Annotated in this window: 19 protein-coding genes; 4 read left to right on the top strand and 15 right to left on the bottom strand. The window is 73.5% G+C overall.

Translation table 11 applies throughout. The features are described 5' to 3' along the window. Positions 1-2: 2 nt before the first annotated feature. Genes HJG45_RS19475 through HJG45_RS19460 form a run of 4 tightly spaced genes read right to left on the bottom strand, consistent with a single transcriptional unit; the run spans position 3 to position 4,509 of the window. Positions 3-1,562: a D-aminopeptidase gene (locus HJG45_RS19475; RefSeq protein ID WP_171614088.1), complete on the bottom strand. Its 1,560-nt coding sequence runs from the start codon at positions 1,560-1,562 to the stop codon at positions 3-5. 10 nt (positions 1,563-1,572) lie between these two features. Continuing rightward, positions 1,573-2,529, bottom strand: a complete 957-nt coding sequence (locus HJG45_RS29480) for a peptidyl-alpha-hydroxyglycine alpha-amidating lyase family protein (RefSeq protein ID WP_171614086.1) — start codon at positions 2,527-2,529, stop codon at positions 1,573-1,575. After that, positions 2,526-3,554, bottom strand: a complete 1,029-nt coding sequence (locus HJG45_RS19465; protein ID WP_171614084.1) for an LLM class F420-dependent oxidoreductase — start codon at positions 3,552-3,554, stop codon at positions 2,526-2,528. The genes HJG45_RS29480 and HJG45_RS19465 overlap by 4 nt, the downstream gene beginning before the upstream one ends. A 1-nt stretch (position 3,555) precedes the next feature. Then, the gene (locus HJG45_RS19460; protein WP_171614082.1) at positions 3,556-4,509 is read right to left on the bottom strand and encodes an LLM class F420-dependent oxidoreductase; all 954 of its coding nucleotides are present in this window, start codon (positions 4,507-4,509) and stop codon (positions 3,556-3,558) included. A 107-nt stretch (positions 4,510-4,616) separates the two neighbouring features. Here HJG45_RS19460 and cofH point away from each other — a divergent pair, with 107 nt between their 5' ends. Next, a complete protein-coding gene (gene cofH, locus HJG45_RS19455) occupies positions 4,617-6,962 on the top strand; it encodes a 5-amino-6-(D-ribitylamino)uracil--L-tyrosine 4-hydroxyphenyl transferase CofH (protein WP_368040641.1) in 2,346 nt (781 codons plus the stop codon). On the opposite strand, the gene cofC is transcribed toward cofH, so the two are convergent. The 5 genes from cofC to HJG45_RS19430 form a co-directional block, all read right to left on the bottom strand. After that, positions 6,916-7,620 carry a 2-phospho-L-lactate guanylyltransferase gene (gene cofC, locus HJG45_RS19450; RefSeq protein ID WP_171614081.1) on the bottom strand — a complete coding sequence of 235 codons (705 nt, stop codon included), beginning with the start codon at positions 7,618-7,620 and terminating at the stop codon, positions 6,916-6,918. The two genes, cofH and cofC, sit on opposite strands and share 47 nt — an antisense overlap. Beyond that, entirely contained in the window at positions 7,617-8,537 is a 921-nt protein-coding gene (gene cofD / locus HJG45_RS19445) for a 2-phospho-L-lactate transferase (RefSeq protein WP_171614079.1), read from the bottom strand. The genes cofC and cofD overlap by 4 nt, the downstream gene beginning before the upstream one ends. Beyond that, a complete protein-coding gene (gene cofE, locus HJG45_RS19440; RefSeq protein ID WP_368040640.1) occupies positions 8,534-9,274 on the bottom strand; it encodes a coenzyme F420-0:L-glutamate ligase in 741 nt (246 codons plus the stop codon). Before cofE ends, cofD begins: the two co-directional genes overlap by 4 nt. Next, positions 9,271-10,275 carry a glucose-6-phosphate dehydrogenase (coenzyme-F420) gene (fgd, locus tag HJG45_RS19435; RefSeq protein WP_171614077.1) on the bottom strand — a complete coding sequence of 335 codons (1,005 nt, stop codon included), beginning with the start codon at positions 10,273-10,275 and terminating at the stop codon, positions 9,271-9,273. Before fgd ends, cofE begins: the two co-directional genes overlap by 4 nt. Positions 10,276-10,409: 134 nt before the next feature. Beyond that, positions 10,410-11,270, bottom strand: coding sequence for a TIGR03620 family F420-dependent LLM class oxidoreductase (locus HJG45_RS19430; RefSeq protein WP_171614075.1), 861 nt, complete (start codon positions 11,268-11,270; stop codon positions 10,410-10,412). A gap of 155 nt (positions 11,271-11,425) precedes the next feature. Here HJG45_RS19430 and HJG45_RS19425 point away from each other — a divergent pair, with 155 nt between their 5' ends. Then, positions 11,426-12,523 carry an LLM class flavin-dependent oxidoreductase gene (locus tag HJG45_RS19425; protein ID WP_171614073.1) on the top strand — a complete coding sequence of 366 codons (1,098 nt, stop codon included), beginning with the start codon at positions 11,426-11,428 and terminating at the stop codon, positions 12,521-12,523. A gap of 124 nt (positions 12,524-12,647) precedes the next feature. On the opposite strand, the gene HJG45_RS19420 is transcribed toward HJG45_RS19425, so the two are convergent. Together HJG45_RS19420 and HJG45_RS19415 are read right to left on the bottom strand one after the other, a co-directional pair. After that, positions 12,648-14,039, bottom strand: coding sequence for an ATP-binding protein (locus tag HJG45_RS19420; RefSeq protein ID WP_171614071.1), 1,392 nt, complete (start codon positions 14,037-14,039; stop codon positions 12,648-12,650). Beyond that, a complete protein-coding gene (locus tag HJG45_RS19415) occupies positions 14,036-14,755 on the bottom strand; it encodes a response regulator (protein ID WP_171614069.1) in 720 nt (239 codons plus the stop codon). The genes HJG45_RS19420 and HJG45_RS19415 overlap by 4 nt, the downstream gene beginning before the upstream one ends. A gap of 317 nt (positions 14,756-15,072) precedes the next feature. Between HJG45_RS19415 and HJG45_RS19410 the strand changes: the two genes are divergently transcribed. Continuing rightward, positions 15,073-15,783, top strand: a complete 711-nt coding sequence (locus tag HJG45_RS19410) for a DNA-3-methyladenine glycosylase (protein WP_171614067.1) — start codon at positions 15,073-15,075, stop codon at positions 15,781-15,783. 39 nt (positions 15,784-15,822) lie between these two features. Here HJG45_RS19410 and HJG45_RS19405 read toward each other — a convergent pair whose 3' ends face one another. Continuing rightward, positions 15,823-16,209, bottom strand: a complete 387-nt coding sequence (locus HJG45_RS19405) for a hypothetical protein (protein ID WP_171613891.1) — start codon at positions 16,207-16,209, stop codon at positions 15,823-15,825. 84 nt (positions 16,210-16,293) lie between these two features. Beyond that, positions 16,294-17,796 carry a dihydropyrimidinase gene (gene hydA / locus HJG45_RS19400; RefSeq protein ID WP_171614065.1) on the bottom strand — a complete coding sequence of 501 codons (1,503 nt, stop codon included), beginning with the start codon at positions 17,794-17,796 and terminating at the stop codon, positions 16,294-16,296. 141 nt (positions 17,797-17,937) lie between these two features. On the opposite strand from hydA, the gene HJG45_RS19395 reads away from it, so the two are divergent. Further along, positions 17,938-19,116, top strand: a complete 1,179-nt coding sequence (locus tag HJG45_RS19395) for a glycosyltransferase (protein ID WP_171614063.1) — start codon at positions 17,938-17,940, stop codon at positions 19,114-19,116. Between the two features lie 18 nt (positions 19,117-19,134). Here the strand turns inward: HJG45_RS19395 and HJG45_RS19390 are convergent, their stop codons facing one another. Further along, positions 19,135-20,529, bottom strand: coding sequence for a trehalose-6-phosphate synthase (locus tag HJG45_RS19390; RefSeq protein WP_171614061.1), 1,395 nt, complete (start codon positions 20,527-20,529; stop codon positions 19,135-19,137). Continuing rightward, a complete protein-coding gene (gene treY, locus HJG45_RS19385; RefSeq protein WP_171614059.1) occupies positions 20,526-23,327 on the bottom strand; it encodes a malto-oligosyltrehalose synthase in 2,802 nt (933 codons plus the stop codon). The genes HJG45_RS19390 and treY overlap by 4 nt, the downstream gene beginning before the upstream one ends. Between the last annotated feature and the right edge of the window lie 35 nt (positions 23,328-23,362).

Below are 23,362 nucleotides of genomic sequence, written 5' to 3'. Positions count from 1 at the left end.
GGCTACCCCACGCGCCGGTAGTCCAGCCCGCGCGCCAGCCAGCAGCCGAGGCGCAGCCCCTCCACGCGCCCCTCCGCGCCGCGCCGGACAGCGAGGGTCCAGTCGCCCGGCGGCGTATGGTCCAGCGCGCGGAGGCAGGGCAGGACCCAGGCATCCGCTGCCACCGGCTCCAGCAACTCCATCCGGCCGCGGCCGAGGAAACCGGAGAAGCCGCCATAGGGCAGGCCGCCGGCCTCGGCGATGTGCAGCTCCGCCTCCAGCTCCTCGCAGCGGTAGCGGCCGGCGATGTCCGCGGCGGGCGTGCCGTTGAGCGGCTCGAGGCGGCCGCGGAAATTCTCCTGCGGCCGCTCCAGCCAGAGCCCGGCCGGGCCCGGCCGCAGCCAGGTCTGGCCGTTCGTCGCGCTGCCATCGGGCTGCAGGCCGAGCAGCTCCGGCGAATGGCCGAAGCGCAGCCGCAGCCGGCCGGGCATCGCCGGCTCGATGCGGGCGAGCAGGCCAGTCTCCGGCTCGGCATAGGCGCCGGTCCAGGCCGGCATCGGCAGCGAGGCGTCGGGGCTTGGCACGGGCGCGTCCAGCACGGTGGCGAGCGCCTCCATCGCCGCCGCATGCGCATCCGAGAGATGGTTGAACAGCACGACGACCGAGACGCGCTCGGCCGGGAGGTAGAGCCGGTGGCTGCGCCAGCCGCGCAGCGCCCCGCCATGCCCGAGCAGGGCGTGGCCGAAGCCGATGCCGCGGGCGAGGCCGAAGCCGTAGGGGGCCGGCGCGCCGCCGGCGAAGGCGACCGCCGCGGCGAGGCGGGCGGGCAGCGAGGCGGGATCGTCGCGCCCGGCATCGAGGAAGCGCTCCCAGGCGATCATGTCCTCGAGGCTGGCGCCGAGCCCGGCGTCGCCGGTCCAGAGGATGCGGTTCTCGGCGGCGCGAAAGCCGCCCGCCTGGCTGCCCTCATAGCCCTCGGTGCCATCCGGCATGGCGCGGGTATCGGCGGCGAGGAAGGCGGTCGGCATGCCGGCGCGGTCGAAGATGCCGCGCAGCAGGGCGGCGAAGTCCCGGCCCGTGTGCTCCTCCAACGCATCGGAGATCAGGCGGAAATTCTGGTTCACATAGGAATAGCGCGTGCCCGGCGCGAACTGCAGCGAGGCGGTGCCGGCGATGACACGCGCCGCCTCGGCATCGCCGAAGGGCGCCTCGACCGGCGAGCCGTGCAGCATGGCGACCGCCCAGTAGTCGCGCAGGCCGGACTGGTTGTGCGCGCAGTGCAGCGCCCCGGGCGCCGCGGCGCCGAGGCGCGGCAGCCGGGCGCGGATCGCCGTGTCGAGCGCCGCGGGGTCCGGGCAGGCCTCCAGCATCGCCGCGCAGGTGAACTGCTTGGTGATGGAGCACAGGCGGAACAGGGTCCGCGGTGTGAAGGGGATGCGCCGCTCGGCATTGGCGAAGCCCCAGGCATGGCGGAGCAGCACCTCGCCCCGCCGCAGCACCGCGAGCGCCCCGCCCGGACCGGGATAGGTCCGGGGCAGGCGCTGCGCGAGGCGGTCGAGGCGGGAGGCGAGGGCCTGGTCCATGGCGCGGGGCTCAGTCGAGGCGGCGGTATTTCTGCAGGCAGCGCACCCCCTCGGGCGGCGGCGCCTGGCCGTCGTGGTAGCGCGGCCAGGCGGTGAAGCTGACCTCGCCGACATAGAGGTCGCCCTGCGAATCCACCGCCAGCCCGTGCGGCGACCAGAACTGGCCGGGCCCGTCGCCGAGCGTGCCGAAGCGCGAGAGCGGCTTGCCCTGCATGTCGAGCACGCTGATGCGCGGGCCGAGATTGGGGAAGGCCTGGTTCACCGGGAGCTGCGGGCCGAGCTCGCCGACATAGCAGCAGGGGCAGCGCCCCTTGCCGAGGAAGAGGGCGCAGGGGCGGTGGACATTCGTCCACTCGCCCTGGAAGCCGCCCTTGCCGTCGAAGATCTGGACGCGGTGGCTCTCCCGGTCCGCGACATAGACGAGGCCGGCATCGTCGCAGACGATGTTGTGCGGCAGGTTGAACTCCCCCGGCCCGCTGCCCGGCCGGCCCCAGGAGAGGAGGTGGCGGCCATCCGGCGCGTATTTATGCACCGCGGCGTTGCCGTAGCCGTCGGAGACGTAGAGGTCGCCCTCGGGCGAGAGCGCGGTATGGGTGCAGCGGTTGAAGGGCCGGCCCGACATGAAGGGCGCCGGCCGGCCGGGCAGGCCGATCGTCATCAGCACCCGGCCCTCGGGCGTGCATTTGCGCACCGTGTGGTCGCCGTCATCGGTGCACCAGAGCATGTCGTCGGGGCCGATATGCAGGCCATGCGCGCGGGTGAAGAGGCCCTCGCCCCAGGCGGCGAGGAAGCGGCCCTCGCGGTCGAAGACCACCATCGGGTGCTCGCCGCGGTTGAAGGCGTAGACGCGGTCCTGGCTGTCCACCGCGACGGCGGCCACCTCCTTCAGCGACCAGCCTGCCGGCAGGCTGCCCCAGTCGGGCACCGCCTCGTAGCGGAAATCGCCCTCGCCGAAGATGTCGCTCACAGCACCGCCTCGGCGACCACGCGCAACGCCGGCTGGGTGGCGCCGGTCAGGACCAGCGTGCCGACCTTCCCCTCGCGCGCCACCGCCTTCCAGTCCTGCAGCCGGCCGCGGATGCGGTCGGCCGGCCCGACCAGCGCGATCTCGTCCACCAGCTTGTCCGGCACCAGCGCCGCGGCGTCGCGCTGGCGCCGCGCCAGATAGGCGTCCTGGATCGCCGCCGCGGCCTCGGGGTAGCCGAGGCGACGGACATAGTCGTTGTAGAAATTCTTCCCCCGCGCCCCCATGCCGCCGATGTAGAGCGCGAGCTCCGGCTTCACCGCGTCCCGGCAGGCCTGCAGGTCCGGGCCGAGGCGGATCTTGGTGTAGGGCGCGATGTCGAAGCCCGAGAGGTCGGCCGGCTTGCCCGCCTTCGCCATGCCCTCGAGCGTCGGCTTCACGACGAGATCGGCGCCCTCCGGCGACATGAAGATCGGCAGGTTGCCATCGGCGACCTCGCCCGCCAGCCGCATGCCGCCCGGGGTGATGGAGGCGCAGTAGAAGGTGAGCGGCTGGCCGTGGATAATGCTCTTCAGCGGCTTGCCGAGCCCAGTCGCGTCCGGCCCGTCATAGGGGATGCGGTAGTGCTCCCCGTGATGCTCCAGCGGCCGCTCCCGCGCGGCGATGGCGCGGATGATGGCGATGTACTCGCGCGTCCGCTCCATCGGCTTGCCATAGGGCTGGCCGTGCCATCCCTCCACCACCTGGGGCCCCGACGGCCCGACGCCGCAGAGGAAGCGGTCGCCCGAGAGCATCTGCAGGGTCAGCGCCGTGCTGGCGGCGCAGGCCGGGGTGCGCGCGGGCATCTGCATGATGCCGGTGCCGGCCTTGATGCGCGAGGTGCGGGCGAGCACCCAGGCGACCGGGCTGACGGCGTCGTTGCCGTAGCTCTCGCCGCACCAGACGCTGCTGTAGCCGAGGCGTTCCGCTTCCAGCACCAGCGCGATGTCGATGCCGGCGCCCATGCCGAGGGTGAGGCCGAGCCGCATGTCAGAGCCCCCGCATCGCGTCGTCGCGGAAGGCGCGCATGCTCGCCAGCACCTCCTCGACCGTGCCGCCAGGGAAGGTGAGGTCGACGCCGATGACGCCCATGTCCCGCAGCGCCTTCAGGTCGTCGGCGATCTGCGCCGGCTGGCCGGAGAAGAGGCGCCGCTCGCCATCCCCGGCGGTCGGCGGCACCTCCGGCCCGTAGCGCTGGACGCGGTAGGCGAGGCCGATGGCGCCGGGGTCGCGGCCCTCCTTCTCGGCCAGCCCCTGCAGCTTCGCCACCGCGGCGCGGTAGCGGGCGAGGCTCTCCAGCGGGAAGGAGGGGTTGGTGCCGATCGGGTACCAGGCATCGCCGAGCCGCGCCGTGCGGCGCAGCGCCGGGCCGCTCTCGCCGCCCACCCAGATCGGCGGCCCGCCCTGCTGCACCGGCTTCGGCTCGAAGGTGATGTCGCCGAAGCGGACATGCTCGCCGCTGAAGCGGGGACGAGGCTCGGTCCAGAGGGTCTTGGCCGCCAGGATGTACTCGTCCGTCACCTTGCCGCGGGCGGCGAAGTCCGGCACCTGCAGCGCCTCGAATTCCTCGCGCAGCCAGCCCGCGCCGATGCCGAGCGTCAGCCGGCCGCCGGAGAGGACATCGATGGTCGAGAGGATCTTCGCCGTCAGCAGCGCCGGCCGGTGCGGCACCACCATGACCGAGGTGACGAAGCGCAGCCGCGTGGTCTTCGCCGCGAGGAACATCACCTGCGTGAGCTGCTCATGCCGCTCGCCGCGCGAGCTGGCGGGGAATTCGCCGCTGTCGGTATAGGGATATTTCGCGTGGATGTCGGTCGGGATCACCACGTGGTCGCTGACGGTGGCGTAGCCGAAGCCCAGGGACTCGGCCTCCTGCGCCAGCCGGGTCAGGGCGTCCGGGGTGGCGAGCGGGCCACCGCTCGGCGCGCTGAAGCCGATCTGCATGCTGTTTCCTCCGCTGGGGCAGGCTGCCTCGGGGCATCGCTGGGGCGCGCATTGCATCCGGCCCGGTCAGCGCCCACGATGAGGGGGAGTGGCGGGGGAGCGCAAGCGTGCAGGACCGGCTGGAAGCCATGCCCTTGGACGCGCTGATGGCGGAGGCGACGGCGCTGCGCGACGCGGCGCATGGCCGCGTGGTGAGCTATTCGCGCAAGGTCTTCATTCCGCTCACCAAGCTCTGTCGCGATGTTTGCCACTACTGCACCTTCGCCGAGGTGCCGCGGCCAGGCCGCGCCGCCTATCTCTCGCCGGAGGAGGTGCTGGCCATCGCCCGCGCCGGCGCTGCCCAGGGCTGCACCGAGGCGCTCTTCACCCTCGGCGACAAGCCCGAGTTGCGCTGGCCGCAGGCGCGCGAGGCGCTGGCGGCGCTCGGGCATCCCACCACCCTGTCCTATCTGGCGGCGACGTGCGGGCTGGTCCTGAAGGAGACGGGGTTGCTGCCGCACGCCAACCCCGGGGTGATGACGCGCGACGAGATCGCCGCGCTGCGCGAGGTGACGGCCAGCCAGGGCATCATGCTGGAGAGCGTCAGCGCCCGGCTCTGCGCCCCGGGCGGCGTGCATCACGGCAGCCCCGACAAGCATCCCGAAGCGCGGCTGGAGGTGCTGCGGCTGGCCGGCGAGCTGCGGGTGCCCTTCACCACCGGCATCCTGATCGGCATCGGCGAGACGCGGGCCGAGCGGATCGCGGCGCTGCGCGCCATCGCCGCGCTGCAGGACCGCTACGGCCACATCCAGGAAGTCATCATCCAGAATTTCCGCGCCAAGCCGCGGACCAGGCTGGGCGCGGCGGCGCCGGAACCTGACCTCGACGAGCTGCTCTGGACCATCGCCGCGGCGCGGCTCGTCCTCGGCGCGGAGATGAACATCCAGGCGCCGCCCAACCTCTCGCCGGGCGTCTACCAGCGCCTGGTCGGGGCGGGGCTGAACGACTGGGGCGGCGTCTCCCCGGTGACGCCGGACCATGTGAACCCGGAAGCGCCCTGGCCGCATCTCGAGGAACTGGCCGCCCGCACCGCCGAGGCGGGCAAGGTGCTGGTGCAGCGGCTGCCGGCCTATCCCGCCTATGTGCGGGCGCCGGCGGCCTGGTTCGCGCCGGCGGTCGCCACGGCCATCCGGCGCGCGAGCGACGCGGAGGGGCTGGCGCGCGGCGATGACTGGTCGCCGGGCGAGCTGACCCTGCCGCCGCTGCCGGCGCCACGCCTCGCCGCGGCGGAGGCGGGGCTCGCCCGTCTGGTCGCGCGGGCGACGGAGGGCGCGCGGCTCGGGCCGCCGGAGATCATGCGCCTCTTCGCCGCGCGCGACGCCGATGCGGCGCATGTCACGGCGGCGGCGGATGCGCTGCGCGCCGCGGTCTCCGGCGAGGTCGTGCGCTACGTCGTCAACCGCAACATCAACTACACGAATATCTGCTCCTATCGCTGCCGCTTCTGCGCCTTCAGCAAGGGCACCACGCATGCGGCGCTGCGCGGCCCGGCCTACGACCTCGACCATGCCGAGATCGTGCGCCGCGCCGAGGAGGCCTGGGCGCGCGGCGCCACCGAGGTCTGCCTGCAGGGCGGCATCCATCCCGATTACACGGGCGAGACTTATGCCGGCATCTGCCGCGCCATCCGCGCCGCGCTGCCGGGGATGCACATCCACGCCTTCTCGCCGCTCGAGGTGACGCAGGGCGCGGCGACGCTCGGCCTCTCGCTGCGGGATTACCTGACGCGGCTGAAGGAGGCCGGGCTCGGCACCCTGCCGGGCACCGCGGCGGAGATCCTCGACGACGAGATCCGCGCCATCATCTGCCCTGACAAGGTGAACACCGCGGAATGGCTGGAGGTGGCTCGCACCGCGCACGGGCTCGGGCTCCGCACCACCGCGACCATCATGTTCGGCCATGTCGAGGGGCCGCTGAACTGGGCGCGGCACCTGCTGGCGCTGCGCGACCTGCAGGCGGAGACCGGCGGCTTCACGGAATTCGTGCCGCTGCCCTTCGTGCATATGGAAGCGCCGATGTATCTGCGCGGGCAGGCGCGGCGCGGCCCAACCTTCCGCGAGGCGCTGCTGATGCACGGCGTCGCCCGCCTCGTCCTGCATCCGCACATCATCAACATCCAGACGAGCTGGGTGAAGATGGGGCCGGAGGGCGCCAGTCTCGCCCTGCGGGCCGGCGCCAACGATCTCGGCGGCACGCTGATGAACGAGAGCATCAGCCGCGCCGCCGGCACCCAGCACGGCCAGGAATTCCCGCCCGCCGCCATGGAGGCGCTGATCCGCGGCATCGGCCGGGTGCCGCAGCAGCGCACCACGCTCTACGGCGCGCCGCCCGAGGCGCAGGCGACGCGCGCCTATGCGGCCGCCGAGCTCACCCCCGTGGTGCAGACGGCGCCGCGGCGGAAGGTGCCTGTGTAAGTCGCGCCAGCACGCCGGTCTCGCGCAGCCAGGCGAGGGTGCGGGTCGGGCGGGCCAGGGCGAGGCTGGCGAACATCGCCAGATCCGTCGGGTGGTCGATATCCATCGCCACGCCCGGCAGGCGCACCACCCGCGGCGCCACGCCCTGCGCCCGCGCCGCCGCCAGGTGCGGCAGGTAGCTGTCCTCGCCGAAGCGCAGCGGCACGACGCTCGGCGGCGAGAGCACCACGCCGTTCGAGCCCATCTCGTCATGCGAGGGGGCGATGGTGAAGGCCGGCGCCGCGCCATGCGCCGCGACCAGCATCTCCACCTCCGCTGCCGTCACCGCCGGGATGTCGCCCGGCATGGTCAGCACGCCCGCGGCGCCTTCCGCCGCCAGCAGCCGCGCCGCCGCGGTGACGCTGCCGGTATGCCCCTCGCGCGCGCCCTCGGTGATCACCCGCGCGCCGCGCCGGCGGGCCTCGGCCGTGGTCCAGGCATCGAGCGTGACGACGGCGACGCCGGCCAGGCCGCGCGCGGCGCAGAGCGCGTCCAGCACCTCGCCCGCCATCACCCGCATGAGCGCCACCCGCTCCTCCGGCGAGAGCAGCGGCGAGAGGCGCTGCTTCGAGCCCTGCATCTCCTTGACCGGCAGGATGGCCCAGATGGTGCCCGTCACCGCAGCGTCTCGGCGGCGGCGAGCACCGCTCGGGCCAGCGCCACCTTGTCCTCGAGGCTTCGCATCAGCGTCGCGGCGCGGAAGACGCGGGGGGCGATGCCGGCGGCCTCGTCGCCTTCCTCCATGACGAAGCCGCTCAGCAGCGCGCCGTAGCGGGCGGCGACGGCGGCGGCGGTCGGTGGCGTGCCGAGCTCGGCGAAGATCTTCGCCGTCGGTCCCTTCACCGCCTGGCCGGCGATAATGGGCGAGACGGCGATGACGGGCGCGCCGCTCGCCTGGATCGCCTCGCGCATCCCCGGCACGGCGAGGATCGGCTCGATGCTGATGAAGGGGTTGCTCGGGCAGATCACCACGGCGCGCGGCCGGGCGGCGAGGGCGGCCAGCACCGCCGGCTGCGGCCGCGCCGCGGCGGCGCCCAGGAAGTCGATCGCCTGCACCGCCGGCCCGGCGCGCCGGCCGACGAACCAGTCCTGGAAATCGAGCCAGCCCTCGGCGGTGCCGATGCGGGTGCGCACTGGGTCGTCGCTCATCGGCAGGATGCGGGCACCGATGCCGAGGCGGCGGCGGATGTCGTCGGTGACGGCGGAGAGCATCTCGCCGGCGCGCAGGCGTTCGGTGCGCAGCAGATGCAGCGCCAGGTCGCGGTCGCCGAGGCGGAACCAGCTGGGGCCGCCGAGGGCGCCGAGCGTCTCCATGCAGGCCCAGCTCTCGTCGCGCCGGCCCCAGCCGAGATCCGGGTTGTCGAGGCCGGCGAGGGTATAGGTGAGCGTGTCGATATCCGGGCTGATGGCGAGGCCGAGATGCTCGAAATCATCGCCGGTGTTGGCGACGACGAGCAGCTCCTCCGGCGGCAGGACATGCGACAGGCCGAGCGCCAGCTTCGCCCCGCCGATCCCGCCCGAAAGCGCGACGATCACCGGAACAGGTCCTCCGCGCCGCTGCGGATGAGCTCCGAGGCGGGGAGGGGCGGCGCCTCCCAGGCCAGGCCGCGCAGCAGCACGGCCGGCCGGCCCTCGGCGCCCTGGCCCATGACGAGGCCGGCGGCGGCGGCGATCTCGTCGGCGAAGCCGGTGATGCTCACCTGCAGCGTGCGGCCGAAGAGATCGGGCTGGCCGCGCAGGTCGAGCAAGGCGGGCAGGCCGGCGGCGCCGATCGCCACCCCGACCGTGCCGCGCCGCCAGGCCCGGCCGAAGCTGTCGGTGATGACAACGGCGAGGCCGAGCCGCGCGGCGAGGCGGGCGGCGCTGGCATCGGGATCGACCGGCAGCAGCAGCGCGTGCCCCTCCTGGCCGAGATTGGACTGGTCTATGCCGGCATTGGCCATGACGCAGCCGAGCCGGTGCTCGACGATGATGAGGTTCGGCCGCGCGCGCACCACGCGCACGGATTCCGAAAGGATCAGCTCGACCAGCCGCGGGTCCTTGCCGGTCTCCCCGGCCAGGCGCAGCGCCGCGGCGGAGGGAGTGACCGAGGCGAGGGGCACGCTGCGCCCCTCCGCCTTGCTCACCACCTTCTGCGCCACGGCGAGCACGTCGCCCGGCGCGGGCCGCAGCCCGGCGCGGTCGAGCCCCGCCTGCAGCAGCGCCGCGAGGTCGTCGCCCGCCCGGACCATGGGCAGGTCCGGCAGGGCAGTCAGGCGCAGCGTACCGGTCACCCGAAGCGGCGGCGCAGCAGGGGCAGCACCCGCTCCCCGAACAGGCTCAGGAAGCGTGGCTGATCGGGACCGGGGGCGTGGAAGACGAGGTGGTTGAAGCCGAGGCCGATGTAAGTGCCGATCTTCTCCACCTGCTCCTCCGGGTCGTCGGAGACGATCCAGCGGCTCGCCGCCCGCTCGACCGGCAGCGCATCGGCGAGGCGCTCCATCTCGACCGGGTCCTCGACATGCATCTTCTCCTCGGGCGAGAGCGCGAGCGCCGCCCAGTGGCGGGTATCCTGCATCGCCCGGTTCCGATCGGTGTCGAAGGAGACCTTGATCTCGATCATCCGCTCATAGTCCGGCTTCGGCCGGCCGGCCGCCTCCAGCCCCGCCGCGACATTGGGCAGCAGCGTCTCGGTGTAGAGCTCGGGCTTCTTGCCGCTGGTGCAGATGAAGCCGTCGCCGCCGCGGCCGGCATACTTCGCCACCAGCGCGCCGGCGGCGGCGACATAGATCGGCACCGGCACCTCCGGCCGGTCGTAGATCGTCGCCTTCTCGGTGCGGTAGTACTGGCCCTCGAAGCTCACGCGGTCCTCGGTCCAGAGCCGGCGCATGAGCTGCACCGCCTCGCGCATCCGGGCGAAGCGCTCCTTGAACTCGGGCCAGGGCGCGCCGGTCGAGGGCACCTCGTTCAGTCCCTCGCCGGTGCCGATGCCGAGGATGACGCGGCCGGGATACATCGCGCCCAGCGTGCCGAAGGCCTGGGCGACGATGGAGGGATGGTAGCGGAAGGTCGGCGTCAGCACGCTGGTGCCGATCACCAGCCGCTCGGTGCGCGCCCCGAGCGCGCCGAGCCAGACCAGCGAGTTCGGCGCATGCCCGTCGGTATGCTTCCAGGGCTGGAAGTGGTCCGAGATGAAGCAGGACTCGAAGCCGGCCTGCTCGGCGAGAATGCCGTATTCCAGCAGCCGCGCCGGCGCGAACTGCTCGGCCGAGGCCTTGTACCCGAGCTTCAGCATGGGTGTTGTTCCTCTCAATACCGACGGACCGGTTCCTTGACCGGTCCGAGGCCCAGGCAAACCGGAGGTTTGCGCCCGGCGCCAAGGGGCACCGGATGGGGCCGTTGAGGAGGCACCCTCAACGGCCCTCCGTATCAGGTGTCGGCCAGCGCGGCGATCATGGCGTCGCGCGCTGCCACGTCGTCCTCCGCGGTCACCGGCTGGAGGCAGACATGCGTGGCGCCCGCCTCGAAATGCGCGCGCAACCCGGCCTTGACCGCCTCGGCATCGCCCGAGAGCACCATGGCGTCGATGAAGCGGTCGCTGCCGCCATCGGCGAGATCGGCCTCGGTGAAGCCGAGGCGCAGCCAGTTGTTCACGTAATTCGGCAGCACCATGTAGCGCGCCAGCTCCTTGCGGCCGAGGGCGCGGGCACGCGCCTTGTCGGTCTCGACGCAGACCTTCTGCTCCACCGCCAGCACCTTGTCCGGCCCGAGCACCTGCGCCGCCTGGCGGGTGTGCTCCGGCGTCACGTTGTAGGGGACGGCGCCATCCGTCTCCGCCGCCGCCAGGGCAAGCATACGCGGCCCGAGGGCGGCGAGCAGCACCTTGCCCTCCGGCGCGCCCTTGCTCCCCTTGCGCATGCCGTCGAGATAGGCGCGCATCGCCGGCACCGGCTTGTCGTAGCGATGGCCGCGCACGCCCTCGACCAGCGGCACATGGCTGACGCCGAGGCCGAGCGCGAAGCGCCCCTCATGCAGCCGGTTCAGCGTGGCGAGCGCCCGCCGCGCGGTGAAGGCATCGCGCGCATAGATATTGGCGATGGAACTGCCGATGGCGAGGCGGCGGCTGTTCGCCAGCAGGAAGCCGGCCAGGGCGATGCTCTCGTAGCCGGTCGATTCCGGATACCAGAGCGTGCCGTAGCCATGCTCCTCAACCACGCGCAGCAGGGCGCGCAGCCCGGCGGCGTCGAGCCGGTCGGTGGGGTACCAAACGCCGAGACGTCCGAGATCCATGGTGCCTATCCTCTCCCCGGCATTATGGGCCCGGCCGGCCAGGGGCGCCAATCGGTGGGCGCCAATCGGTGGGCGCCAATCGGCCCCGCCGGTTTCCTTCCCGGCGGATAGGGGGCTAACCTTTCCGGCAAGACCAGATCCCGGGGAGGGACCGCATGACCCAGACCGGCAAGACTCAGGCCGCCCTACGCTTCGGCTACCAGATCGGCGCCGTGGGAGAGGAGGGGCTGACGGACCGGCAGCTCTACCGCGAGGCCGTCGCCGATGCCGAGCTGCTGCAGCGCCTCGGCTACGACGCGGCCTGGATGGTCGAGCACCATTTCAGCGACTACTACCCGCAGCCCAACCCGCTGCTCTTCCTCTCGCATCTCGCCGCCGCCTGCCCGGGGCTCGGCCTCGGCACGGCGGTGATGGTGCTGCCCTGGTACGACCCGGTGCGCTTCGCCGAGGATGTGGCGATGCTGCAGACGCTGGCGCAAGGGCCGCTGCATATCGGCATGGGCCGCGGCACGGCGAAGTCGGAATACGACGCCTTCGGCATCGGCATGGAGACGGCGCGCGACCGCTTCCGCGAGACCTGGGAGTTCACCCGGGCGGCGCTCGCCGGCGGGCCGGTCACCTTCGCCGGGCAGCATGTGAACTGGCCGCGGCCGACCCGGCTGCGGCCGGCGCCCGAGGGCGCGCGGCCAAGCTTCTACGGCGCCATCGGCAGCCCGGAGAGCGCCGCCATCATGGCCGAGCTCGGCCTGCCGCCGCTCTGCCTCTCCTCCTTCCCCGACAAGCTGCTGCGCCGCATCCTGGAGACCTGGACGGCCCGGACCGAGGCGGCCGGCGGCAGCACCGCCGTGACCAGGCCGATCTCGGTGAAGTGCTTCGTCGCCCGCACCGACGAGGAGGCCCGCGCCCAGGCCCTGGAGCACCTGCCGCGCTTCTTCGCCCTGCAGGTCGAGCACTACCAGTCCGACCACGCGCCCTGGGGCAGCATCCCGGGCTACGAGCAGTTCAACCGCATGTTCGGCAACCTGCGGCAGCTCTCCGATCCGGCCAATCTCGAGGGCTACATCGTGCAGAACCTGGTCGGCTCGCCCGAGACGGTGGCGCGGCGCGTGCAGGAGATCGCCGATCTCGGCTTCGACTACCTCGTCGTCAGCAACGCGACCTATGGCGTGCCGCGGGCGGTGCGGCACCAGACCATCCGCCTGTTCGCCGAGGAGGTCATGCCCCGCTTCCGCGCCCTGCAGCCCGCCGCCTGAGCCGAAGGGGTCACTGGTCCCAATAGAAGCGGACCGGTCGCCGACCGCTCCGAGGCCCCGAACGGGACCCGCCGGTCGCGCCCTTTGGCGCGCCTCATGCGGTCACGCAGGAGGCCCGTTGAGATCATGCCGGCAGTGTCGCCAGCGCCGCCAGCCCGCCCTCGGGGCGGTTGCGCAGCACCACGTCGCCGCCATGGGCGCGGAAGATGTTGCGGGCGATGGGCAGGCCGAGCCCGGTGCCGCCGGTTTCCCGGTTGCGGCTGGTCTCGAGCCGGCGGAAGGGCTGGAACACCGTCTCCAGCTCCTCCGGCGGGATGCCCGGCCCGTCATCCTCGACCGCGAGGCGGATCGGCCGGCCGGGCCCCTCGGGCGGCGAGAGGCCGAGCCGCGCCGCCCCGCCATAGGCGAGCGCGTTGCCGACCAGGTTGGCGATGGCCCGCTTCAGCGCCACCGGCCGGGCCGGCGCCGTCAGCCGCTCCGGCCCGCGATAGGCGATGTCCTCGGCGAGGTCGGGACGCGCATCCGCCGCCTCGTCCAGCACGGTGCGGCAGAGCGCGGCGATGTCCACCGCGACCGTCGGCTCGGCGGCGGCGTCGTCGCGGGCGAAGGCCAGCGTCGCCGCCACCATCGCCTCCATCTCGTCGAGATCGGCGAGCATCTTCCGGCGCTGCTCGTCATCGTCCATGAACTCGGCGCGCAGCCGCAGCCGGGTGATCGGGGTGCGCAGGTCGTGGCCGATGGCGGCGAGCATCTGGGTGCGGTCGCCGACGAAGCGGCGGATGCGCTCGGCCATGGTGTTGAAGGCATGCGCGGCGCGCGCCACCTCGGCCGGCCCCTGCTCGGGCATCGGCGGGGCGTTCACGTCGCGGCCCAGCCGGTCGGCGGCCTCGGCGAGGGCCCGCACCGGGAAGGTCAGCCGCCGCACCGCCCAGAGGATGAGCAGCCCGGCCGCCAGCGTCATCGCGACGAAAGCGATGAGGAAGGTCTCGGAATGCCAGGGCCGCGGCGGCGGCAGGCTGATATGCAGGTTGAGCCACTCGCCGCTCGGCAACCGCAGGCTGGCGATGAAGCTCGGGCCGGCTGGCTCCCAGGCGGTGATGATCGCGCGCGGCCGGTAGCGCGGCGGGCTGTTGGCGAAAAGGTCGAGCCGCAGGAGTCGCAGCACCGGCAGCGGCATCGGCGGCTGGTCCGGCCGCGCCAGGGGCCGGTCGTCGAGGGTGGCCGAAAGGCTGCTCGGCAGCTCCATCTCCGCCAGCATCTGCGCCCGCCGGTCGGGCGGGGCGAGCACCACGGTGCGCCAGGCGCTGATGGAGCGCTGCGAGATCTCGCGCGCTTGGGCGAAGCGCTGCAGGTCGACGCGGTCCAGCGCATGGATGGTCAGCCCGGCCGCCTGCACCACCGCGAGCGCCAGCAGCAGGACGAGGGCGGTGCGGCCGGCGAGGCTGCGCGGCCAGAAGCGCCAGGCGGCGGGGGGCGCCGCCCTGCCAGGGGCCGGGGCGGCGGAGGCCTGGCTCACCCCTTTTCCACCGTTGCCGCCAGCACGTAGCCGCCGCCGCGCACGGTCTTGATGAGGCTCGGGTTGCGCCCGTCATCCTCGAGCTTGCGGCGGAGGCGCGAGACCGCGACGTCGATCGCCCGGTCGAAGGGGCCGGCCTGCCGGCCGCGCAGCAGGTCCATCAGCATGTCGCGGGTCAGCACCCGGTTGGGCCGCTCCACCAGCACCTGCAGCAGCTCGTACTCCCCGCCGGTCAGCGGCACCTCGGCGCCGTCCGGGTTCAGCAGTCGGCGCCGCGTCGGCTCCAGGGTCCAGCCGGCGAAGCGGATCGCCTTGGCCGGCGGCTCCTTCGCCGCCCCCGGCTCGCCGCTCGCCCGGCGCAGCACGGCGCGGATGCGGGCGAGCAGCTCGCGCGGGTTGAAGGGCTTGCCGAGATAGTCGTCGGCCCCGAGCTCGAGCCCGACGATGCGGTCGGTCTCCTCGCTCATCGCCGTCAGCATGACGATCGGCACCTCGCCCTGGCTGCGCAGCCATTTGGCGAAGTCGAGCCCGCTCTCGCCCGGCAGCATGAGGTCGAGCACCACCAGGTGGTAGCGGCCGAGCGGCCAGAGCTTGCGGGCCTCCTTCGCATCGCGCGCGGCGGAGACTCGCATCCCCTGGCGTTCGAGGAATTTCGACAGAAGGTCGCGGATCTCGCGGTCGTCATCGACGACCAGGATATGGGGTTGCGGCTCCATGGCCCGGCCAGCATAGCGTGCCGTTGCAGTCTTGGGCGGGCGGCTGTTGCGGCATGTTACGGAATCGACCCCTGTTGCAGGGCGTTGCAATTCGGCATGTCCCGGGGCTTCGTGCAGCAACATCCGGGGCGCAGCTTCGGGGAGTGGCCGGCACCGCCCACTTCCCCTCTCGGGGCCGGCCCGAAGAGCACGATCACCGAGACGCCGAGTCGCTTCCCCCTGAGCGGGCGTCCCAACGGTGGTCGTGAGGGGCAGTCGGTGCGCAGCCTGGACCGCAGCCATGGCCGCGCGATGCCGATCGCTCTATGGCGGCGGGGATGGTCCCCCCCTTCTCAGCCACCCCGCCGCCGTGCCCCTCTCCCCAGCCGCCCCCGACGGATGCCGCCTTCCCGCATGCACCCGGCTGGGCCCGGGCGGGCATCGCCGCGCTGGTCGCGGCCGATCCGCGCCTCGCCGTGATCGAGCCGGCGGCGGGGCCGCTCGCTTGGCGCGTCCGGCAGCCCGGCTTCCCTGGGCTGCTGCGCGCCATCTGCGGCCAGCAGATCAGCAACCAGGCGGCCTCGGCGATCTGGAAGCGGCTGGCGACGCTGCCCGGCGCGCTGGAGCCGACGGGGCTGCTCGCCCTCGACGACGCGACGCTCTGCGGCGTGGCCGGCCTCTCGCGGCCGAAGGCGGCGCATGCCCGGTCCCTGGCCACGGCCTGCCTGGACGGGCGGCTCGATCTCGCCGGTCTGGCCGGGATGCCGGATGCGGCGGCCATCGCGCATATCGCCGCCATTCGCGGCCTCGGCCCCTGGACGGCGGCGATCCACCTGCTCTTCGCCGAGGCGAGGCCCGACATCTTCCCGAGCGGCGACCTGGCGCTAGCGGCGAGCGCGGCGGATCTGCTGGGCCTGCCGGCGCGGCCGGGGCCTAAGGCGCTGGCGGCGATCGCCGAGGGCTGGGCGCCCTGGCGCTCTCTGGCGGCGCGGCTGCTCTGGCATCACTGGCGCTTCGTGACGGGGCGGGCGGTGGTGGAGGACGGCTGATCCATCCTCAGGGTGCCGCGCGGCGACCCCGGCCGGGGGTCAGGCGACGCAGCCGGGGCCGTTGCGGTTGAAGCCCTGCACCAGGCCCTCCCGGACCTCGAAGACGACCGAGCAGCCGCGCGGCGGCGAGGCGCCGCCCAAGCCCACCCCGAGCCCGGTGCCCACCCCGACGCCGCTGCCCCCCCAGCCGAAGCTGCCGAAGCCGAGCCCGATGCTGGGATAGATCGCCGGTCCGGGATTCTGCTGCAGGAAGTCCCATTGCAGCAACCGGCGGCCATCCGCCTCATAGGTCCGGCTCGGCACCCCGAGCCCGGCGACCAGCTCCGTCTCTGGCCGGCCGACGAAGGTGGTCATGCGTTGGTCGAAGGCTTCCGGCGTGCGGGATGCGCAGGCGCCGAGCAGCGCCAGCGCCGCGAGTCGGGACATGGATCGGATGCGCAGCATGATGCACATCAATGCGGCACCGGGTCGATGGTTCCGGGGCCGTCCACCGGCCCGGCGCGTCGGGCCTCACGCCGGGGGCGGCGCCGCGTCGAAACCGTCCGCCAGCACGCCGCGCGGCCGGATCATCGGGTAGGGGCCGCGCGGCAGGAATCGGCCGGTGCCGGGCTCGGCCTGCACCACCCCGTCCCGCATCACCACCGCGCCGCGGCGGAGCGTCGCCACCGGCCAGCCGGTCACCTCCAGCCCCTCATAGGGGGTGTAGTCGATGGCGTGCTGCATCAGCGCGTTGGTCAGCCTCACCCGCTTCGCCGGGTCCCACAGCGCCAGGTCGGCATCGGCGCCGATGGCGATCATGCCCTTGCGCGGCGCCAGGCCCATCAGCCGCGCCGGGTTGGTCGCGGTCAGCCGCACGAAGTCGTCGAGCGAGAGGCGGCCCTTCGAGACGCCCTCGCTGAACAGGATCGGCAGCCGCGCGGCGAGGCCGGGAATGCCGTTCGGGATGGCGTCGAAGCTGGCATCGCGGCCGCTGATCGCCTTGCCCTGGTCGCCGCCCATCGAGAAGCCGCAATGATCGGAGGAGACGATGTCGAGCGTGCCGCGGCGGATCATCTCCCAGACCCGCGCCTGCTCCTCCGGCGTGCGGGGGGAGGGGCTGCACATGAAGGCGGCGCCGGCGAAGGCACCCTGCTCCGGGCTGCTGCGGTCCATGTCGGCGCCGGTCAGCATCAGGTATTGCGGGCAGGTCTCGCCCCAGACCTTGAGGCCGCGATGCTGCGCCCGGGCGATCTCCTCCGCCGCCTCGGCGCAGCTCACATGGAAGATTTGGATCGGCTGGTCCACCAGCTCGGCCAGCGCGATGGCGCGGTGCGTCGCCTCCCGCTCGACCACGGTCGGGCGGGACCAGGCATGGTATTTCGGGCCGGTCAGCCCGGCCTGCAGCAGCGCCGCGGTGCGCCATTTGATGGCCGCGTAATTCTCGCAATGGACGGTCACCAGGCAGCCGTTCCGCCGCGCCGTGGCCAGCACCCGGATGTAGTCCTCGTCGCTGAGATGCAGCGGCTCGTAGGTGAGGAAGACCTTCAGGCTGCGGATGCCGCGCGCCACGATCTGCGGCACCTCCCGCTCCAGCACGGCATCGGTCGGGTCGGTGATGATCTGGTGGAAGCTGTAGTCCAGCATGCCCCGGGCGGCGCGCTGCTCGTAATCCGCCAGCCGCGGCAGGATGCCCTCGCCCTTCCATTGCGGCACGAAGCACACGACGCTGGTCGTCCCCCCGGCGAAGGCCGAGGCGCTGGCGGTGACGAAGCTTTCCTCGCTGACCGTCACCGGCGGCGGGGCGTCGCCGCCGGTGCCGACATAGCCGCCGCGGGCCGGCTCCTCGATATGGCAGTGGCTGTCGATGCCGCCGGGCAGGACCAGCAGCCCGCCGGCATCGAGCGTCGCCGCGCCATCCGCGATGCGCTCGGCCAGCGCCACGATGCGGCCGTCGCGGATGCCGATGTCGCAGCGCGCCGTGCCGAAGCCCGTCGCCACCTCGCCGCCGCGCACCACCAGGTCGTATTCCGCCATTCCCCGTCCCCCTCGCCCTCGCGCAGGTCACGCTCGGGAGGATGCCGCCGGCCCTGCTGCGGCGCAAACCGGCCTGGCCCTCGTCAGCCTCGGCGGCGGAGGGCAGGCTGCGGCAGGGCCGTGGGGAAGAGTCGAATGGGGATGGTGGAGGCAGGGCTGGTCGCGGCCTGGCTGGTGCTGGCGCTGGCGGCGACCCTGGCGAGCGCGCTGACCCTGCGCCTGCTGCGCCGGCCGCAGCCCTGGCCCGAGGCGACGCCCCCTGTGCTGGTGCTAGTGCCGGTCCGCGGCGCCGGGCCGCTGCTGCCCGGCTTCCTCGCCGGCCTGGCGGCGCAGGACTGGCCGGACTGGCGCGTCGCCTTCGCGGTGGAGGCCGGGATGGACCCGGCGCATCCCGTCCTGGCGCGCTTCGTCGCCGCGCATCCCGGCCGCGCCAGCCTCGTCATCGCCGGCCCGGCGCGGGGGCGCGGGCAGAAGGTGCAGAACCTGCTGGCCGCCCTCCGCGCGCTGCGGCCGGCCGATGCGGCGGTGGTGACGCTCGATGCCGACATCCTGCCGCCGCCCGACCTGCTGCGCGCGCTGCTGCGGCCGGTGCTGACCGGGCAGGCGCCAATCGCCAGCGGCTATCGCTGGAGCCTGCCGGCCGCCGGCGCCGGCTGGGCCAGCCGGGCGCTCTGCCTCACCGAGGCGGGGATCGCCACCCTGCCGCGGCTGGCGGCGGCAAATATCTGCTGGGGCGGCGCGACCGCGATCAGCCGCGCGGCGCTCGAGGCGCTCGACCTGCCGCGCCTCTGGGACCGGGCGATGTCGGACGACCTGGTGCTGACCCGGGCGGCGCAGGAGCGGGGCCTGCTGATCTACGCCCCGCTCACCGTGCGGCCGCCGGCGCCGGTCGCGCTCGGGATGCGGGGCGTGCTGGAATTCGGCCGCCGGCAGTACCGGTTGCTGCGGCTGCACCTGCCGCGCGCCTGGCTGCTGGCCGGCGTGGCGGCGCTGCTGCCGGTGCTGGGCGGGCTGACGGCCCTTGCCGCGGCCCTGCGCGGGGTTCCCTCCGGTCTCGCCGCCCTGGGCATGGCGATGCTGCTCGGCGGGCTGCGGCTGCGGCTGCGCGGCGCCGTCGCAGCGGCGGTCCTGCCGCCCGAGGCCGCGACGGCGGCGCGGCGGGCGCTCGCCCAGGGTGCCTGGCTGCAACCGGCGCCGGCCCTGCTCGCCGCAGCCGCCTGGCTCGGCAGCGCCTTCGGCCGCGAGATCGCCTGGGCCGGGCGGCGCTACCGGCTGGACCGAGCGGGGCAGGTCATGGGGATGACTCGCCTTGCCGGGTAAGGCGGGGCCGGCCCCGCGTCAGGCCGTGCCGGCGACCGGCAGCCGGGCGAGGTCCTCGGGCGAGAGGGCGCGCAGGAACGCCTCGCCCCAGCCCTCGGGCGAGGCGTCGGCGATCGCCTCCCAGCACTCCCGCCAGCGCGCCCGGCGCTCGTCGAGCGGCATGTCGAGCGCGGCGCAGATCGTCTCCGCCATGCCCTCGGCATCATGCGGGTTGACCAGCAGGGCGGAGGAGAGCTGGGCCGCGGCGCCGGCGAAGCGCGAGAGGACCAGCACGCCCGGATCGGCCGGGTCCTGCGCGGCGACGTATTCCTTCGCCACCAGGTTCATGCCGTCGCGGATCGGCGTCACCACGCCGACACGCGCCTGGCGCATGAAGCCGGCGACGGTATCGCGCGTCTGCGGCCGCGCCAGGAGGCGCAGCGGCACCCAGTCCGGCTCGCCGAACTCGCTGTTGATGGCGCCGGCGGCGCTGTCGAGCTCCTGCCGCAGGCGGCGATAGGCCATGACCTCCTCGCGCGAGGGGGCGGCGATCTGCAGCATGGCGAGGCTGCGCGGCGCGCGGCGGGCGACGACGCGGCGGAAGGCCTCCAGACGCTCCGGCAGGCCCTTCGTCGGGTCGAGCCGGTCGACGCCGAGCAACAGCGCCTGGCCGCGCAGCGAGCGGGCGAGGAGCTGATAGGGCTCGGACGCGGCCTGCGCCGCGGCGGTGGCGGCGAATTCCGGGGCCGCGATCTCGGCCGGGAAGATCCCGAGCCGCACCGGCCGCCCGCCGAGCTCGAGCACATCCTCGGACAGCCGCGCCGCGCCGGCGAAGCCCACCGCCGTCGCGGCGAAATTGTCGCGGTCGGCGGCGGTCTGGAAGCCGAGCAGGTCGGATTGCAGCACATCCTGCACCAGGCCGCGGATGCCGGGCGCGACGGCCGCGGCATCCGGGGCCGGGAAGGGCACGTGCAGGAAGAAGCCGGTGGCGCCCAGCACGCCGCGCTGCCGCAACGCGCCGGGCAGAGCCAGGAGGTGGTAGTCGTGCACCCAGATGCGGTCGTCCCGCCGCAGCAGCGGGACGAGGTTGTCAGCGAAGCGCCGGTTGACCTTGCGGTAGATGTCGAGGTCCTGCCGGCGGAAGCTCATCAGATGCGGCAGCCCGTGCAGCATCGGCCAGAGCACGCCGTTGCTGTAACCCGTATAGTAGCCGCGATGCTCCGCTTCCGTCAGGTCGATGGTGGCGTAGCCGACGCCACCCCGCTGTGTGAGGCCCGGCGGGGCGTTGGCGTCGGTGACCGCGCCGCTCCACCCGAACCAAAGCCCGCCCCGGCGCTGCATCAGCCCGAGGAGCGCAACCGCCAGCCCACCTGCCTGCCCGGCATTGCCCTGAGGGACCGGTACGCGGTTGGAGACGACGACGATTCGGCTCATCCCACCTCCAGCAGCGCCACTGGGAGGCGGGCGAGCACCTGCCCGACGGGCAGGCGGTCACCTCGAGCGTGCTGTCCCTCCCCGGTCAGCGCGTCCCGCCAGTGCCGTGCATGCCATGAAGGCGGCAGAAGCAGATCGGTTCCGCGCCATTCCGCCGCCGGCAGCAGCGGCAACGCCGAATCCCCGAGCGGCCGGGCCGGCAGCCGCATCACGACCGTGAGCGCCGCCTGGTCCCGCGCGCCACGGAGGAAGGCGAGGACGTGCTGCGCCATGGGGCCCTCGACGGCGATCGGCTGGTAGTCGCCGGTGGCGAAGAGCGCGGCGCGGCTGGCCCGCAGCGCCAGGGCCCGGGCGATCACCGCCTGCTTCACCCGCCCGTCCTGCCAGTGCTCCAGCAGGGCGTCCGGCGCCGCGGCATCCCGCAGCGCGGCGCGCCGGGCCTCCCAGTCGACCGGCCGGCGGTTGTCGGGGTCGACCAGGGAGAGGTCCCAGAACTCGGTGCCCTGATAGAGATCCGGCACGCCCGGCGCGGTGCAGCGGAGCAGGGCCTGAGCGAGGCCGTTGATCGCGCCGGCCGGGGCGATGCGTGCGGCGAAGCCGGCGATCTCCTCGCGCATGTGGCTGGCGCGCTCGGGCGCCATGATGGCGGTGATGAACTCCTGGCAGGCGGCCTCGTACTCGGCATTCGGCACCGCCCATTCGGTGCGGCGCTTGGCCTCGCGCAGCGCCTTCTCCTGCCAGGCGGCGACCCGTTCGAGGAAGGCGCCGACCCCGGCCTCGTCCCCGGGCGCGAGGCCCAGCGGCCAGGCCCCTACCAGGGTCTGGTAGAGCATGAGCTGGGCGCTCATCCCCGGTGCGGCGCCGTCGGGCAGCTCCTTGCGCAGGGAGGCGTTCAGCCGCGACCAGCGGCGCACCGCGGCGCCCCATTCCTCGTGCAGCTCGGAGAGCACGGCGAGCCGCGCCCGGACGTCCTCGCCGCGCTTGTGGTCATGCGTGGCGGTCGCCAGCATGGCGCGGGGGAAGTGCCGGGCCCGGGCCCGGGAGCTGGCGTGGAAGCCGGCCGGCGTCACCGCGAAGCGGCCCGGATCGGAGCCGACCTCGTTGCGCGAGATCAGCCGGCCGTAGCGGTAGAAGGCGGTGTCCTCGATGCTCTTCGCCGTGACCGGGGCGGAGAGCTGCTGCACCCGCACCGCCGCCGAGAGGCGCTCGCGCCGCTGCACCGGCGGCAGGCTGCGCGGCGGCTCGCCGCCGAGCCAGGCATCGAGCAGCTCGAGCAGCGGCCGGTCCGTCGCCCGCACCGTCCGCCGCGCCCCGGCCAGCGCCCAGTCGAGGATGCGCTTGTCCTCGGCGCTGCGGCCGCCCTGGGTGATGTAGAGCCGGTAGACCGGGAAATGCACCAGCACCTCGGTGAGCGTCCGGCGCAGGCCCGTCAGGGTGAAGTCGCGCGTGGTGAGGTCGCGCATCGCCACCCGCTTCAGCGCGGCGGCGGTGCCGTTCAACTCCGAGGCGAGGTTGTCGCGCAGGATCTGCCGCTTGGCGAGCCGGGCCTCCTCGTCGAAGGCGGCGGGCCGGCCGGTGCTCTCGGTCCAGAGCGCGGTGAGCGGCGCCTCGCCCTCCGGGTCGTGCAGCACGCCGGAGGCCTCGTCCATGAAGTCGTAGCCGGTGGTGCCGTCCACCATCCAGTCGGTGCGCAGCGCCTCGAAGGGGGCGAGGATCTTCTCGACCCAGATCAGCGGCGGATGGCCCGGCCGCACCGCCTGCATCCGGCGGTGCAGCTTGCGGCAATAGCCGCGCGGATCGGCCAGGCCGTCGACATGGTCGATGCGCAGCCCGTCCACCGACCCCTCGGCATAAAGCTTCAGGATCAGCTCATGCGTCGCGTCGAAGACCTCCGGCAGTTCCACCCGCATGCCGGCGAGGGAGGTGATGTCGAAGAAGCGGCGCCAGTTGATCTCGTCCGCCGCGGCGCGCCACCAGGCGAGGCGGTAGTGCTGCCGCTCCAGCAGCCGGTGCAGGGCCTGCCGGCCTGAGTCCGTCTTCGGGTCGAAGGCGGCGAGGGCGGTGGCGATGCCCGCCGCGCCCGCCTCGGTTTCGGCCCGCGCCGAGAGGGCGCCGCGCAGCGCCGCCGCCTGTTCCCGCGCCTGGGCGCGCTCGCGCTGGTGCAGCCCGACCCGGCCGAATTCCAGGGCAAAGTCGGCGAGCTGCGGATCGCCCGCCGCCTGCAGGATGTGGTGGTAGTGCTGCGGCGCGATCGGGAAGCGGTGCTCGAAATACTGCGCGTGAAAGCGCCCGTCGGCGCGGTCGAATTGCAGGGTCAGGTCGCCCGAGGCCAGCACCTCGCCATAGGGGGCGCCGAGGAAGGGCGCGAGCATGCGGCCGGAGAGCGAGCGGTCCGGCGGGTCCCAGTCGATGTCGAAGAAGCTGGCATAGGGGCTCTGGCGGCCCCATTCGAGCACGTCGAGCCACCAGGCATTGTCCGAGCCGCCGACGCCCATATGGTTCGGCACGATGTCGATGACGAGGCCGAGGCCATGCGCCTTCAGCGCCGCCGAGAGGCGTCGGAAGGCCGGCTCGCCGCCGAGCTCGGGATTGATCTGGTTGTGGTCGACGATGTCGTAGCCATGCGTCGAGCCGGGCCGCGCCTTCAGGATCGGCGAGGCGTAGAGATGGCTGATGCCGAGTTGCGCGAGATAGGGTACCAGCGGCACGGCGTCATCCAGGGTGAAGCCGGCGTGGAATTGCAGGCGTGCGGTAGCGCGCGGGCCTGCCGGCCCGGTGTCGCGCGCCGTGTTCGCCATCGCTTGGGTCTCCGTCAATTCAGGATCAGATCGGG

Source organism: Roseicella sp. DB1501, from assembly GCF_013112485.1.
Taxonomy (GTDB): Bacteria; Pseudomonadota; Alphaproteobacteria; order Acetobacterales; family Acetobacteraceae; genus Paracraurococcus.
Note: the sequence above shows the minus strand (reverse complement) of the source record. Positions and strands in the feature narration are given on the sequence as shown.